The organism is Pseudidiomarina tainanensis (genome assembly GCF_900115255.1).
Classification (GTDB): Bacteria; Pseudomonadota; Gammaproteobacteria; order Enterobacterales; family Alteromonadaceae; genus Pseudidiomarina; species Pseudidiomarina tainanensis.
Map to the genome: position 1 here is coordinate 171,926 of NZ_FOYU01000001.1, position 14,748 is coordinate 186,673.

At 46.6% G+C, this 14,748-nt stretch carries 10 protein-coding genes; 9 read left to right on the plus strand and 1 reads right to left on the minus strand.

The genetic code is table 11. The features are described 5' to 3' along the window. The first annotated feature begins 11 nt into the window (after nucleotides 1-11). The 9 genes from BM292_RS00805 to BM292_RS00845 all read left to right on the plus strand — a co-directional run bounded on the left by BM292_RS00805 (nucleotide 12) and on the right by BM292_RS00845 (nucleotide 13,973). Nucleotides 12-1,229, plus strand: a complete 1,218-nt coding sequence (locus tag BM292_RS00805; protein ID WP_092854340.1) for an efflux RND transporter periplasmic adaptor subunit — start codon at nucleotides 12-14, stop codon at nucleotides 1,227-1,229. After that, nucleotides 1,222-4,398, plus strand: a complete 3,177-nt coding sequence (locus BM292_RS00810; RefSeq protein WP_092854342.1) for an efflux RND transporter permease subunit — start codon at nucleotides 1,222-1,224, stop codon at nucleotides 4,396-4,398. The genes BM292_RS00805 and BM292_RS00810 overlap by 8 nt, the downstream gene beginning before the upstream one ends. 78 nt (nucleotides 4,399-4,476) lie before the next feature. Continuing rightward, nucleotides 4,477-5,205, plus strand: coding sequence for a DUF599 domain-containing protein (locus tag BM292_RS00815; protein ID WP_092854344.1), 729 nt, complete (start codon nucleotides 4,477-4,479; stop codon nucleotides 5,203-5,205). Beyond that, on the plus strand, nucleotides 5,205-6,260 hold the full coding sequence (gene astE / locus BM292_RS00820) for a succinylglutamate desuccinylase (protein WP_342742006.1): 1,056 nt from the start codon (nucleotides 5,205-5,207) through the stop codon (nucleotides 6,258-6,260). Before BM292_RS00815 ends, astE begins: the two co-directional genes overlap by 1 nt. Nucleotides 6,261-6,346: 86 nt before the next feature. Next, nucleotides 6,347-7,546, plus strand: coding sequence for a thiamine pyrophosphate-dependent dehydrogenase E1 component subunit alpha (locus BM292_RS00825; protein ID WP_092854346.1), 1,200 nt, complete (start codon nucleotides 6,347-6,349; stop codon nucleotides 7,544-7,546). Then, on the plus strand, nucleotides 7,546-8,523 hold the full coding sequence (locus BM292_RS00830; protein ID WP_092854348.1) for an alpha-ketoacid dehydrogenase subunit beta: 978 nt from the start codon (nucleotides 7,546-7,548) through the stop codon (nucleotides 8,521-8,523). The genes BM292_RS00825 and BM292_RS00830 overlap by 1 nt, the downstream gene beginning before the upstream one ends. A gap of 12 nt (nucleotides 8,524-8,535) precedes the next feature. After that, a complete protein-coding gene (locus BM292_RS00835) occupies nucleotides 8,536-10,104 on the plus strand; it encodes a dihydrolipoyllysine-residue acetyltransferase (RefSeq protein WP_092854350.1) in 1,569 nt (522 codons plus the stop codon). Nucleotides 10,105-10,230: 126 nt separating this feature from the next. Continuing rightward, nucleotides 10,231-10,995: an EAL domain-containing protein gene (locus BM292_RS00840; protein ID WP_092854352.1), complete on the plus strand. Its 765-nt coding sequence runs from the start codon at nucleotides 10,231-10,233 to the stop codon at nucleotides 10,993-10,995. 41 nt (nucleotides 10,996-11,036) lie between these two features. Beyond that, nucleotides 11,037-13,973: a ligand-binding sensor domain-containing diguanylate cyclase gene (locus tag BM292_RS00845; protein WP_092854354.1), complete on the plus strand. Its 2,937-nt coding sequence runs from the start codon at nucleotides 11,037-11,039 to the stop codon at nucleotides 13,971-13,973. Here the strand turns inward: BM292_RS00845 and BM292_RS00850 are convergent. Beyond that, on the minus strand, nucleotides 13,963-14,748 hold the full coding sequence (locus BM292_RS00850; RefSeq protein WP_092854356.1) for an SDR family oxidoreductase: 786 nt from the start codon (nucleotides 14,746-14,748) through the stop codon (nucleotides 13,963-13,965). The two genes, BM292_RS00845 and BM292_RS00850, sit on opposite strands and share 11 nt — an antisense overlap.

A 14,748-nucleotide genomic window follows, 5' to 3' on the forward strand; every position in this document is an offset into this window, starting at 1 on the left:
ACTGGGAAGTTATGGCTTTTAAGAAACGCGCACTATTACCCCCACTCATTTTGGTCATTGCAATTTTGCTTCTGGTATTAATGACGGCATTGCGTCCGCAGCCTCCACAACGAAGCAATGAACGACCGCCAGTGTTGGTCGAAGTTGTTGAAGCGCAGCCTGAAAATATTCGCTTTGAAGTCGAGGGGCAAGGAAATGTGCGGCCGAAACACATGACCAATCTTGTTTCGCAAGTCAGTGGTCAAGTTATCGAAATTTCTGCGAACTTTGTGAACGGTGGATTCTTTGATAAAGGTGAAGTCATTATTCAGATCGACCCAGCCGACTATCGTGTTGCCTTGCAGAGTGCTAAAGCTTCATTGGCGCAAGCAAAAGCAGCATTGGCAGAGGAAAGTGCACGGGCAAAAGTGGCCAAAGACGAATGGGAGTCGCTCCAGATGGGCGAGATTCCAGCCTTAGGTATTCGCGAACCACAAGTTGCTAGCGCTGTTGCTGCGGTGCAATCCGCAGAAGCGGCTGTGGCAAAAGCACAACGTGATTTAGATAGAACCACAATTCGTGCGCCATACGCGGGTATTCTACAAAATAAAAATGTGGATATCGGTCAATTTCTGACGATGAACACACAAGTCGGGACGCTCTATGGCTCAGAGGTTGCTGAAATCAGAGTGCCGCTGAGTGATCGCGATTTAGCTTATATTGATCTCCCTGACGCGAACCATGATGGCGCATATCCACATGTTGCCTTAACTAGTGAGGTAGCAGGTGAGACGTATACTTGGCACGGTAACCTTGTGCGTAGCGAAGGAGTCCTCGATCAAAATAGCCGTGTAATTTATGGGGTAGTGGAAGTTGAAGACCCGTATAACCAACAGTCAGACCGTCATCCAGTTCCACTGCGATTCGGACGCTTTGTTGAGTTGGTGATTGAAGGCATTGAAGCACAGCAAGTGTTTCGTGTACCACGTTATGCACTGTCAATTAATAATACACTTTGGGTTGTCGGCGATGAGCGTCGCTTAGAGCAGCGTGAAGTGAATATTGTACGTTCAGAAGCGCAACATGTTGTCATTAATAAGGGATTAGAAAGTGGCGATTTGGTTGTGCTAACCCAACTGTCGAATGCTTTACCGAGCATGAAAGTGCGTATTCCAGGTGATCCAGTGATCAAACAACAGGAAACGAAAGAAACGCAAACCGCTGGTGTAGCAGGTAACGACAATGAGTAAGTACGATATCGATCCAAAACGAGGCATTATCGCTTGGTGGACGAACAACTCCGTTGCCGCCAACCTGTTAATGGCGCTTATCATTATTACGGGTATTTTCATGGTGGGGCAGGTGCGCAAGCAAATGTTCCCCGAAATTGAGCTAAATATCATCAGTATTCAGGTGCCGTTTCCAGGGGCAGCACCTCAAGAAGTCGAACAGGGTGTTTTAGTCAGAATTGAAGATGCCATTGAAGACGTAAACGGCATCGAGCGGGTTACTTCAACAGCACGTGAAGGCAGCGGCTCAGTATCGATTGAAGTCGAAAGTGGCTATGACGTTCAGGTGGTCATGGACGAAATCAAAATGTTGGTTGATGCGATTCCAAGCTTTCCCCAGCAAATTGAAAAGCCTAATATTTATCGGATTCGACCGCAACGTCAGGTGATTTGGATTAGTGTCTTTGGCGATGTCGGAGAAGCAACCCAAAAAGAGCTTGCGAAACAGATTCGCGACGATATTAAAGATATTGGCGGGATTACCAAAGTTGAAGTTGTTGGTGCCCGTGACTATGAAATTTCAGTCGAGATTTCAGAAGCTGATTTACAGCGTTACAACTTAACCTTTCAAGATATCGTCTCTGCCATTCGTGGCACCTCGTTGGATGTCGCAGGCGGCTCAATTCGCACACCGAACGGCGATATTTTGCTCCGCGCAAATAACCAAGCTTATGTTGGTGATGAGTTTGAGCAAATTGTTTTAATTAAGCGCCCAGACGGCACACGTTTGACGCTAGGCGATATTGCTACCGTGCAAGATGCCTTTATTGAGCGTCGTCGCTTCACGGAATTTGATGGAAAGATGGCGACTTTTGTGCGAGTTGATTCGGTTGGTGATCAAAACGATTTAAGAACAGCTGAACTAGTTAAAAATTATATCGACCGTAAACAAAAAGAGCTGCCACCGGAAATTCAAATAGCGCATTGGGGAGATTCATCATACTACCTCCAAGGTCGCCTCGATTTAATGATAGACAATATGCTGTTTGGGGGAGCGTTGGTTTTCATTATGCTAGCGTTATTCTTGCAGTTACGACTCGCGTTCTGGGTCATGATCGGCATTCCGCTTTGCTTTTTGGGCACAATTGCACTCATGCCACTACCGATGTTCGATATCTCTATCAACATGATCTCGTTGTTCGGGTTTATACTCGTGCTCGGCATAGTGGTGGACGACGCCATAGTTATCGGTGAAAGTGCCTACTCCGAGATAGAAAAGAACGGTAAGTCGATTGATAACGTTGTTATTGGCGCTAAAAAGGTCGCTATGCCGGCGACCTTTGGCGTACTCACAACGATGGTAGCTTTCATTCCAATGCTGATGGTTGAAGGCGGTATGGGCGCAATCTGGGAATCAATCGCTTGGGTTGTCATCTTGTGTTTGGCGTTTTCTTTAATTGAATCAAAATTCATTCTGCCAGCGCACATAGCCCACATGAAATTTTCGAAAAACGGCAATGAAAAGCAAAATGGCTTTCAACGGGTGCGTAATAAAATTTCTAACGGATTGCTTTATTTCGCTAAGAACTTTTATCAGCCATTCTTGAAAAAATGTCTGCATTATCGCTACACCACCTTGGCTGCGTTTATTGGGTTATTCATTCTTTCCATCGGCCTCATTGCTGGCGGGACCGTGCGTTGGGTATTCTTCCCCAATATTCCAAGCGACTTCATTCAGGCGAATGTAACCATGCAACCGGGTGCTTCTGAAGAAGCCACGATACGTACTTTGCAGGCGGTTGAAAAATCACTGATAGATGTTGATAAGCAAGCCGAAGAAGAAAATGGTGAAAACATTATCAAGCACATCAACGTGTGGATGAATGGAACCACCAGCGGAACCGTATTCGCTGAGCTTGAGAAAGGTGAAGATCGAAATCTGGATGGTTTCGCAATCATCAATAATTGGCGCGAAAGCACGCCAGAAATTGCTGGCGTGAAAGCGCTGAACTTCCAAGGAAGCATCGGCGGTGGTGGTGGTTTTGACGTTGAATTCCAGCTCACCGGTGAAAACCTCGAAGAACTTGCTGCAGCGGCGACTTTACTGAAGCAAGATCTTGCCCAATTTGATGGCGTGTTTGATATCGAAGATACCTTCGGTGAGGGCAATGATGAGATTATTCTTGAGCTAAAACCGTTAGCGACCGCTATGGGCATTACCTTGCAGGAGCTTGCAAGTCAGGTGCGTTATGCGTTCTATGGTGCAGAAGCGCAACGGATTCAGCGTGACGATGAAGAAGTCAAAGTGATGGTACGCTATCCGCTATCGGAGCGTCAGTCTGTCGGCAACCTAGAAGACATGAAATTGCGCACTGCTGATGGTTCATTGATTCCGTTCACTGAGCTTGCAGATGTACGTTTTGCCAAAGGCTACAACACGATTACACGTATTAATCGTGAGCGTTCGGTGAATGTGCGTGCTCGTGTCGATAAAGACAAAGTGCAACCGTTTGATATCGTTCGTCAAGTTCGTGAAGACAAAATTCAGCCGATTCTTGACCGTTATCCATCAGTTGGATTCCAGCTTGAAGGGGCGTCACAAGATGAAGCGGAAGCAACAAGTTCACTGGCGCTTGGTTTTGTTCTCGCATTGTTTGCAATTTATGCGCTGATGGCCGTTCCTCTGAAGTCTTATAGTCAGCCGCTCATTATCATGTCAGTCATTCCGTTCGGCATGATTGGTGCCGTGGTGGGGCACTGGATTTTAGATATGCCAATTTCGATACTAAGTTTATTCGGAATTATTGCGTTGGCGGGGGTTGTCGTAAATGACTCACTGGTTATGGTGGATTACGTTAACCGTGCGCGTGCTGACGGTGAAAGCTTACGTAAAGCTGTAGCTGAAGCTGGTGTGGCGCGTTTCCGTGCCATTATATTGACCTCGTTGACGACCTTCTTCGGTTTGGTGCCTATCGTGCTTGAGAAGAGTATGCAAGCTAAGTTGGTCATTCCAATGGCAATATCACTTGCATTCGGTATCTTATTTGCCACTGTGATCACGTTACTATTGGTACCGAGTTTGTACTTGATTCTTAATGATACGCGCCGTGGTATGAAAACGATGTTGAGCTGGTATGGTCTGACCAAGCCGCCAGAACCGAAATCAGAACAACAAAACTCTGTCACATAATGTTAAACTATTGACCTTACACTAATTGACGCTAGCAGCAATTGTGCTGCTAGCGTTTTAGTCACAGGAAGGTCATGCATGAATTTGGCGCTTATCGATATTCTCGCATTGGTATTTTTTGTGTCTGTTTGGGTTATCTACACCCAATTTGCACGTCTGCGAGCCCGCACTACTTATAGTCTGTCACACATCTTGCGCCAACTTCGTATCGATTGGATGCGCACCTTAACGCGTAAAGAACACCAGATTGCTGATGCTGCATTACTTGGAAATGTCGAGCGAACCGTCACGTTTTTTGCATCATCAACAGTCTTGGTTCTCGCAGGTGTACTAACCTTGCTGGCGTCAGCCGATAAAGTGGTTGAAGTACTACATTCAATTCCCTACACCGCAGATACCGCGCCAGATAAAGTTCAATTCAAATTAGCCGTACTATCCTTGTTGTTTGTATTTGCGTTTTTTAAATTTACCTGGTCAATTCGGCAATTTGGTTTTGTCTCAGTACTGATGGGGGCGGCGCCGCAATATCGCTCGACCGATTTCACCGATGAGCAACGCGAAGTGTTCGCACGCCAAACTGCCAAGGTCATTGATCAAGCTGGCCATGAATACAATAACGGTTTGCGTGCGTATTACTTTGCTTTGGCTTATCTGTGTTGGTTTATTCACCCATACTTATTTATTGCTTCAACTGCGGTTGTCGTACTGGTTTTATATCGGCGTGAATACCGCTCAAAAGTATTAAGAGCGCTACTAGCCACCAAAGGCTGGGAGCCAGGCCCAATTAAAGATAATGGAGAATCATAGTGACACTTGATGTACTGAAGTGGACGATTGCGAGTTATTTCGAAGCAACTGGGAAGGTTTTGCCTGACCTTCCGGCTGTACTTGGGCCTTATGACGGCGAGACTTTAGTGGGGAAATCAGTGCGTGTCGGCGCAACCCAAATCGAATTTTGGGATGCGGGTGTTATCGCAGTAGAACCTGATCAACCCGGCGACAAAGACGTGATTTTTTCTTGCGCAGTGCATGGCGATGAAACGGCGCCTATCGAAATTGTGCGAGATATGCTGACAGATATACTTGCCGGCAAGCTACAGGTGACACATCGAACTTTATTTCTAATTGCTAATCCAGCAGCGATTGTGAATGGTACCCGGTTTATTGATGTGAATATGAATCGATTGTTTAGTGGTGCTCATAAACAGGGGAATACTCCAGAACATCGACGCGCCGCTAAGCTTGAACAATACGTCACGCGTTTTTATCAACAACAGCGCCGCTATCATTACGACTTACATACGGCAATTCGTGATTCAGCGCACGAAAAGTTCGCGGTTTATCCATTTACGCACGGTGGTCCATACAAAATGGAGCAGCTAACCTATTTAGCTGAATGTGGTGTTGACACGATCTTATTGAATCAAGCGCCAACCACGACATTCAGCTATTACAGTGTTCGTGAACACCAAGCTGACGCTTTCACGGTAGAATTGGGTAAAGTTCGGCCGTTTGGTGAGAATGACATGAGTCGCTTTGCTGACGCCGATGCCATGTTCCGTAAACTTATTAGTACAACTGAAATTGATCTTCCGGCTTTCGATAGCAACCGTCACCATGTTTATGACGTAAGTCGTTCTATTGACCGAACGGCTGAAGACTTCCGTCTCAATTTTGCCGATGACGTTGCTAACTTTACCGAGTTCGAGCTGGGACACTTGTTAGCAGTAGACGGTGAGAATGAATATACAGTGGAACAGCCGGGTGAGCGGATTATCTTCCCTAATGCGAAAGTAGCCCTGGGGCAACGTGCTTTACTCACTGTTGTACCGATGCCAGTTGAGAACCTGAAACTGGTCTGATTTTTAGATTTTTATGACGCACCTTGTTTGCATGTCAGTTGACGTAAAGGTAAAGTGTGCGCAATTTTTCTTAGAACGAGAAAGTTATGGCGAAAGATAAACAACATCAGTTGGACATCGTGACCAAACCGCAGTTTATTGACGGTTCGGCGCTGAAGATTCCAATGCTACAAATCCTCGCAGAGGACGGTACCATTCGTAAAGGTGCTGAGCAGCCAGAAATGGACAAAGAGCTCGCCCTGAAGATTTTCGACACGATGCAATTTATCCGCATTTTGGATGAGCGCATGATTGCTGCGCAGCGCCAAGGCCGGATCAGTTTCTACCTGTCCTCACTTGGTGAAGAAGCGGCCAGTATTGGTTCCGCGGCTGCTCTGAGTGATCAAGATATGATCATGGGACAATACCGTGAGCAAGGCGCATTAGCGTTCCGTGGCTTTACGGTTGAGCAGTTCATGAATCAGCTATTCTCGAACGAACGTGATCTTGGTAAAGGTCGCCAAATGCCTGTGCATTACGGTTGTGCTGAACTCAATTTCATGACCATTGCCTCGCCACTTGCAACTCAGATTCCTCAGGCTACTGGTTACGCCTATGGCCAAAAAATGGACAAGTCAGGCAACTGTACGATTTGTTACTTTGGTGAAGGTGCTGCTTCTGAAGGTGATTTCCATGCCGCATTGAATATGGCCGCGGTTTACAAAGTACCAGCTATATTTTTCTGCCGTAACAACGGTTATGCGATTTCGACGCCATCGCAGGGCGAACAATATGCTGGTGATGGCATTGCACCGCGCGGTGTTGCCTATGGCATGAAGACCATTCGTGTTGACGGTAACGATGTATTTGCCGTATATCAAGCGACGCAATTAGCGCGTAAATTAGCCGTAGAAGAAAACGAGCCAGTGCTGATTGAAGGTATGAGCTACCGTATGGCGGGTCACTCAACCTCGGATGACCCAACGGGTTATCGTACACGCGAAGAAGAGAATGCGTGGCGCGCTAAAGATCCGGTTGTACGTTTCCAAAAATGGTTACAAAACCAAGGCTGGATTAGCGAAGAAGAAGCGCAGCAGAATTACGATGAGAAAAAGGCTGCGGTATTGGCTGCATTGAAGTCTGCAGAAACCGTACCTGTGCCGCATATTGATGAAATCATTGAAGACGTTTATGACACCCCACCTAAGCATCTCAAGAAGCAGCTTGAGGCGCTAAAAGCGCATATCCGCAAATACCCGGAAGCTTATCCGAAAACTGCGTCGCGTATTGATGGAGGTGACAAATAATGGCCAAGATGAATCTCTTACAAGCCATCAATAATGCGCTTGATATCGCTATGGCGAAAAGCGACAAAGTTTATAGCTTTGGTGAAGACACCGGTGCTTTTGGTGGCGTATTCCGCGCGACTTCTGGACTAACTGAGAAGTACGGGCGTCACCGTAACTTCAATACGCCACTTGTCGAGCAAGGTATTCTAGGCTTTGCCAATGGCTTAGCCTCGCAAGGTAGTTATGCGATTGCCGAAATTCAATTCGGTGACTATATCTTCCCTGCATTTGACCAAATCGTGAATGAATCAGCGAAATTTCGCTATCGTTCTGGTAACGAATTTGATGTGGGTGGTTTAACCATTCGTACGCCGTACGGCGGCGGCATTGCGGGTGGTCATTACCACTCACAGTCACCAGAAGCATACTTTGCGCATACACCTGGATTGAAGATTGTTATGCCACGTAACCCATACATGGCAAAAGGCTTGTTATTGAGCGCTATTTTCGACAAGAACCCAGTGTTGTTCATGGAGCCGAAGCGTCTTTATCGTGCGTCGGTTGGTGAAGTTCCAGAAGAAGAGTACACGCTTGAGCTGGGCAAAGCTGACGTGGTGAAAGAAGGTAAAGATATTACCGTTCTTGCTTGGGGTGCACAGGTTGAAATGGCCGAGAAAGCAGCTGAAATGGCAGCCAACGACGGCATCGATTGCGAAGTAATCGATTTGGTTAGCATTCTTCCGTGGGATGTTGAAACCGTTGCTGAATCAGTCCGCAAAACGGGTCGTTTAGTCATCACGCAAGAGGCACCAATTACTGGTGGCTTTGCGAGTGAAGTGGCGGCAACCATTCAAGACGAATGCTTCTTGTACCTTGAATCGCCAATTGCTCGCGTATGTGGTTTAGATACGCCGTATCCGTTAAGCCACGAGAAAGAATACTTTGTCGATCATTTAAAAGTATACGAAGCCATTAAAGCTTCGATGACTTACTAAGAGGCCTTTGATATGAGTAAAGATTTTATCTTACCAGACATCGGCGAAGGTATTGTCGAGTGCGAGATCGTTGAGTGGCTCGTTAAAGAAGGTGACAGCATTAAAGAAGATCAGCCGGTTGTTGATGTGATGACCGATAAAGCTTTAGTGCAGATCCCGGCCAAAGAAGATGGTGTTGTTGCGAAGTTATATTACGAAAAAGGTGATATCGCCAAGGTTCATGAGCCTTTGTTCGCAATTGATAGTGGTGCAGGAGACACGGCGGAAAAGCCGTCTGCACCTGAGCCGAAACAAGAGTCAGCACCAGCGCAAAACAATACTGAAAGTAGCGTTACCGACTTTATTTTGCCTGATATCGGTGAAGGTATCGTTGAGTGCGAAATCGTTGAATGGCAAGTGAAAGAAGGCGATAGCATCAAAGAAGACCAGCCGGTTGTTGATGTGATGACCGATAAAGCCTTGGTGCAAATACCCGCAAAAGAAGATGGTGTCGTTGAAAAGCTTTATTACAAGCAAGGTGATATTGCTAAGGTGCATGAGCCATTATTTGCGATTCGTGTTGCAGGCAGTTCAACTAACACAACGTCTGCTGAATCAAAACCAGCAGCACCAAGTTCATCATCTGCTTCAACTGCGACACACGCGCAAGCTGGAAGTGCTGTAGCGCCAACGGCTGCGCGTCAAGGGAAAGCGATTGCGAGCCCAGCAGTGCGCCGTCGTGCACGTGAGCTTGATGTAGATATCAGCCAGGTGTCAGGCTCCGGCGCGAAGGGTCGCGTCATGAAAGAGGATGTTGAAGCATTCGCCAATGGTGAGCAAGCTGCGCCAGCAACGGCTGCGGCAAATACTGCCACTGTAACAGAAACGAAAGCAGGCGGTACGCGTGTTGAACCAATTCGCGGCGTAAAAGCAGCTATGGCGAAACAAATGATGAAATCGGTAAGCACCATTCCGCATTTCACCTACGCCGATGAATTCGATTTGACCAACGTAATGGCATTGCAAAAGCAATTAAAAGAACGTTATGCCGACGACGGCATTCGCATCACCATGATGCCGTTTTTTATCAAAGCATTGTCGCTTGCGTTAAAAGAGTTCCCTGTGATGAATGCGCAGGTGAATGAGGACTGTACAGAAATCACGTATTTTGACGACCACAACATTGGTATGGCTGTCGATACCAAAATTGGCTTGTTAGTTCCGAATGTGAAGCAAGTGCAAAACAAGAGCATTATCGAGGTTGCGCAAGAAGTAACGCGCTTGACTCAAGCTGCTCGCGAAGGCCGCGTCGCTCAAGAAGATATGAAGGGTGGAACGATTTCTATCTCAAATATTGGGGTGATTGGTGGTACGGTGGCAACGCCTATCATTAATAAGCCTGAAGCCGCGATTGTTGCGCTTGGTAAAGTGCAAGAGTTGCCGCGGTTCGATGCAAATGGCAACGTGGTCGCGCGTAAGATCATGACTGCAAGTTGGTCTGGTGATCACCGTATTATAGATGGTGGAACTATTGCGCGCTTTAACAAACGTTGGCAGGAGTTCCTCGAAGACCCTACCAGCATGTTAGTGCACATGAAATAATGCTAACAGGTATTAGAAAGGCCGGCTCTGCTGGCCTTTTTTTATGAATAATTAAACTAAATTGCTAAAGCTCTGCGTATATGTGACGATAACTGTTGACTAGCTTCATTAAACGTAAAGGCAACTATGGACTTTCCTGATTCGATAAAGCAACAAACCTGCCGAGATTGCTTGAGCGGCGCATCGTTAGGATTTGAAATACGCATGGCGTTTCAGCCGATTGTTGATTGGCGTAAGAAGCAGATCATCTCATACGAAGCACTTGTGCGAGGGCCTGAGGGACAGGGGGCTGGTTGGGTATTTGAGCGCATCAACGAAAATAATCGCTATTATTTTGACCAAGCTTGTCGCGTAAAAGCGATCGAAACAGCGGCAAGATTGGGGTGTGATACGTTCCTCCATATTAATTTTTTACCTAATGCAGTGTATAACCCCGAAACTTGTATTAAAGCGACGATTGAAGCCGCTGACATGTACAAATTTGATATGACCAAATTGATATTTGAAGTCACAGAAAGTGAGCAAATTATCGATAAGGATCATCTCCAGCGTATTTTTAGCAGCTACTCTAAACGTGGCTTTAAAACGGCTATTGACGATTATGGTTCAGGCTTTTCCAGAATTGACTGGTTGACAGATTTGCGCCCAGATATCTTAAAACTCGACATGTTGTTAATACGTGACATTGAGCAATGTGAAGAAAAGCAAAAGGTGGTTCGAGACGTTGTAAAAATTTGCCAACTTCAAGGCTCACAAGTATTAGCTGAAGGTGTTGAGACCCAAGCTGAATTAGATTGCCTATTAAATCTTGGTATTCACTTGTTTCAAGGGTATTATTTAGCTAAGCCAGCACTTGAAGAACTGGCAGAGGTGCCATTTGATTCGTTGTAGATAAATGGTCAATAAAAATTATAAAACAGGGAGTGTAGAAAATGCACTTTTGGCGTTTGGGGATACTTGGCCTTGCTGCCATATTGAGTACCACTACGCTCGCATCTTTTCAATCACTCCCTCTCAGTCAGTCCCTAGAACAATCCTCAATTCCTCTAAACCAGTACGCTTTGCGTAGCTGGAATACACGCGATGGATTACCGCATAACTCAATCAACCGCATCACCCAGTCGCAGGAAGGTTATTTGTGGCTAGCAACATGGGAAGGCCCGGTTCGCTATAACGGTCGGTCGTTCAAAATTTACGATGATACGACAGTCACGAAAATGCGTGAATCAGGCGCATTAAGTGTTGAATACGATGCGTTACAGCAAAAGCTTATTTTTAGTGGGCCACGAGGAAGTGTGGTGACTTACGATAAGCAATCTTGGACGCCGCAAGTTATTGGCGCCAATTTTGTGTTTGATACTATTGTTGACCACAATAATATTCGCTGGGCGGCAACCGCGAAGGGCGTTTATCGATTATCTGATAACGGTAGCGCAGTGCACTATACAACAGCCGACGGGCTTCCCACTGATTTTACCTTTCGATTATTTGCGACACCTACTACCGGCGAACATGACGCGCGACTGTACGTCGGAACTCGCCGTGGCGCCGCGTATTTCGATGAAAAAACCGATTCTTTTATTTCGGTAGACTCAATCTCGCAAGCACAGGTGCGCGCATTTACAAGGCTTAATAACGGAACGTTGATTGTCGCAAATGATGATGGGTTGTTCTATTTAGCACCCGAGGCTGATGATTTTGAGGCTTGGCCATATCCGATGAAAGATCGTGTCACCGCCCTCAGTGAAGCCAGCGATGGTTGTTTGTTGATTGGTACGTTTGCACGCGGTATCGGCCGACTTTGTCATGATTCAGAAGACTGGCTCAGTATTGAAAATGGACTTCCTAACTCACACGTTCTTGATATTTTCACAGAACAAAATGGCACCATTTGGATAGGGACTCACGGTGGGCTGGTTCAGTTACGTGAAGCTTTGTTCCGCAGCTTTACGCCAAATCATGGCCTTAGAGGTGCATACGTTCGTTCGGTTAATACCGATAGCGCTGGGCATATTTGGGTGGGCACAAATGATGGTATCAGTCGTCAACTCAGCAGTGAAAGTGGCGCTATCGCTTTTGAAGCCGTTAATGGCGACCCTCAACTTGCCGCACTATCGGTGCTAAGTCTGGCTCATGGCGACACTGATGTTGTCTATATTGGCAGTTATACGGAAGGATTGTTTCAGCTGACCAACGGCAAAGTTACTGCCCGTTTGAATCGAAAGCTCGGCCTTGCGAGCAATGAAATACGCGTCGTTTTACCTATGTCGCAAACCGATTTGATCTTGGTTGGCACAGCGAAAGGATTATATTTGGTCAGAAGCTCGCTAGGTTCGCTCGATGTAGTGCGCCACTATACTGTTGCTGATGGTATGGCGGCTGATTTTGTGTCGTCGGTTACTATTGATGGCAATGGCGCATTATGGGTGAGCTCGACACAATCTTTAAGTTATTTCCGCCCACTAAGCGACGGGACTTGGCAGCCAGAACCTATTGAACTTGCCACATTTACTGGCGCGAGCAACATTTTTTCAGGCACCTTTCATAATAATCGTATCTGGTTTGCCACCGATCACGGTATGTTGTCGCGTTCTTTAAACGGAAATGATTGGCAATGGCTATCGCGTCGCGACGGCTTGCCTTTTGATAAGACCTTTACGATTAATTTTGATGCTGACGATAACCTCTGGCTTGGCGGTGCACGAGGCATTTTGCGTATCGCAAAGAGTGACCTTGAAAAGTGGATGATTGATAATCGGGTTACCATTAACTACCAGTTATTCACCGAGGTTGATGGCATGGTCAGTCGACAACTGACTACTGGAGGACCGGCGTCGATTATCGATAAGCATGGACGGTTGTGGTTTGCATCTGCGCTTGGTGCAGTGATGGTCGACCCACGAGTGGTAGCAGAATACAACAGCCATGCGCCGGCCCCGATTATTGAGTCGATAACGACGGATAACGGTGAACTAGGGACTGATAAACGAATTGAAGCAGGTAATACACGCACTGAGTTTCGTTATGTTGCGCTCGGCTATCACATGCCGGAAGCCTTGCTGTATCAAGTTAAGCTAGTTGGTTATGATTTGCATTGGATTAACCGCGGCAATCAATTAGAAACGGCATACACTGCGCTACCGCCGGGCGATTACGAGTTTATGGTGCGCAGTCGTTATCCGGGTGGGGATTGGTCTGAAGCCACGCGTTTTACCCTACACAAATCAGCATTCTTTTATCAACAGCCATGGTTTTGGTTTACTTTCTCACTAACCGTGATTGCGTTCGTGAGTATTGCGTTGCACTTGCGTATTCGTACGCTGCAATACACCAAACGCCGTTTACAGCGCTTAGTTCAGAAAAAGACACAAGAGCTTGAAGCGATGGCTCTGCGAGATTCATTAACAGGGCTGGCGAATCGTCGCTCATTTGACCAGCAACTCGATCATGAATTACACAATAGCCGCCGCTATGGTACACCATTGAGTGTGGCGCTTATTGATATCGATTATTTCAAACAAATTAACGATACCTACTTACATACGGGCGGTGATGAAGTGCTGAAGCACGTCGCAAAGCTGCTACAGAGCCTTGTTCGTGAAGTTGATGGCGTTGCCCGTTGGGGGGGGGAAGAGTTTGCGATTATTTTCCCACAAACACGAATAAGCGATGCATTGCAAGTGCTTGAGCGGATTCGCGTGGCGATTGAAAAGTTACGTATTGCCAAGTTTGAGCAAGCGAGAATTACAGTCAGTATTGGTGTTACGGAATTAAGTAAAGAAGAGAGCTCTGCAGAGTTATTAAAACATGCTGACAGAGCTCTATATCTGGCAAAAGAGCAGGGACGTAATTGTATCGTTACCGATTAGCGATCATGCGTCGCACAAGCGCTGGGAAAAAGCGTTGTAGAAACGGGGCAAGCTTTGAGAGTCCTGAGCCAACCACTACTTCTGCTTTTTGTTTCGCAATCGCTTCGAGTGACTTGCGTGCGCATTCTTCGGCTGAAATACCGCCGGCATTATCCGGATCTTCATGACCCAATACAGAGCCGTCACCAGTTAATGAATTATGTGCCACTTGCGTATTGATAAAGCCAGGTAAAATGGATGTGACGGTTAAACCGTACTGTGCCATTTCAGCGCGTAGTGAATCCATAAAACCGATAACGCCAAATTTCGCGCCGTTATAGCCGCTGCGTAGTTTGGTTCCGACTTTGCCGGCGACGCTTGAAACAGTCACGATTTGCCCAGAGCGACGCTCGACCATTCGGGGCAACACCAGCTTGGTAAGCGCAATGACACCAAAATAATCGATTTCCATCAGTTGCCGATACACTTTCATATCGGTTTCTAAAATTAGCGAGCGTTGTGAAACACCAGCATTGTTGATGAGAATATCGATCACTTGGTCACCGAGTATCTCCTTAGCTTGAGCTGCCGCCTGTTCGGGCTGACTCAAATCAAGCGCTAATACTTGATGGCGTTCAGGATGCGCCAGTGATTGACGTACCTGTTCAAGTGCATCTTGGCGCCGCGAGGTCAGAATCAAGTGAGCACCGGCATGCGCCAATTGTTGCGCCATGGCTAAACCGATGCCTGAAGAGGCACCGGTTAGCCAAACGGTTTTACCTTGGAAGTAACTCAT

Coding starts and splice junctions, on each gene's coding strand:
- BM292_RS00805 (WP_092854340.1), top strand. CDS start 12: ATGGCTTTTAAGAAACGCGCACTATTACCCCCACTCATTTTGGTCATT.
- BM292_RS00810 (WP_092854342.1), top strand. CDS start 1,222: ATGAGTAAGTACGATATCGATCCAAAACGAGGCATTATCGCTTGGTGG.
- BM292_RS00815 (WP_092854344.1), top strand. CDS start 4,477: ATGAATTTGGCGCTTATCGATATTCTCGCATTGGTATTTTTTGTGTCT.
- BM292_RS00825 (WP_092854346.1), top strand. CDS start 6,347: ATGGCGAAAGATAAACAACATCAGTTGGACATCGTGACCAAACCGCAG.
- BM292_RS00830 (WP_092854348.1), top strand. CDS start 7,546: ATGGCCAAGATGAATCTCTTACAAGCCATCAATAATGCGCTTGATATC.
- BM292_RS00835 (WP_092854350.1), top strand. CDS start 8,536: ATGAGTAAAGATTTTATCTTACCAGACATCGGCGAAGGTATTGTCGAG.
- BM292_RS00840 (WP_092854352.1), top strand. CDS start 10,231: ATGGACTTTCCTGATTCGATAAAGCAACAAACCTGCCGAGATTGCTTG.
- BM292_RS00845 (WP_092854354.1), top strand. CDS start 11,037: ATGCACTTTTGGCGTTTGGGGATACTTGGCCTTGCTGCCATATTGAGT.
- BM292_RS00850 (WP_092854356.1), bottom strand. CDS start 14,748: ATGAGTTACTTCCAAGGTAAAACCGTTTGGCTAACCGGTGCCTCTTCA.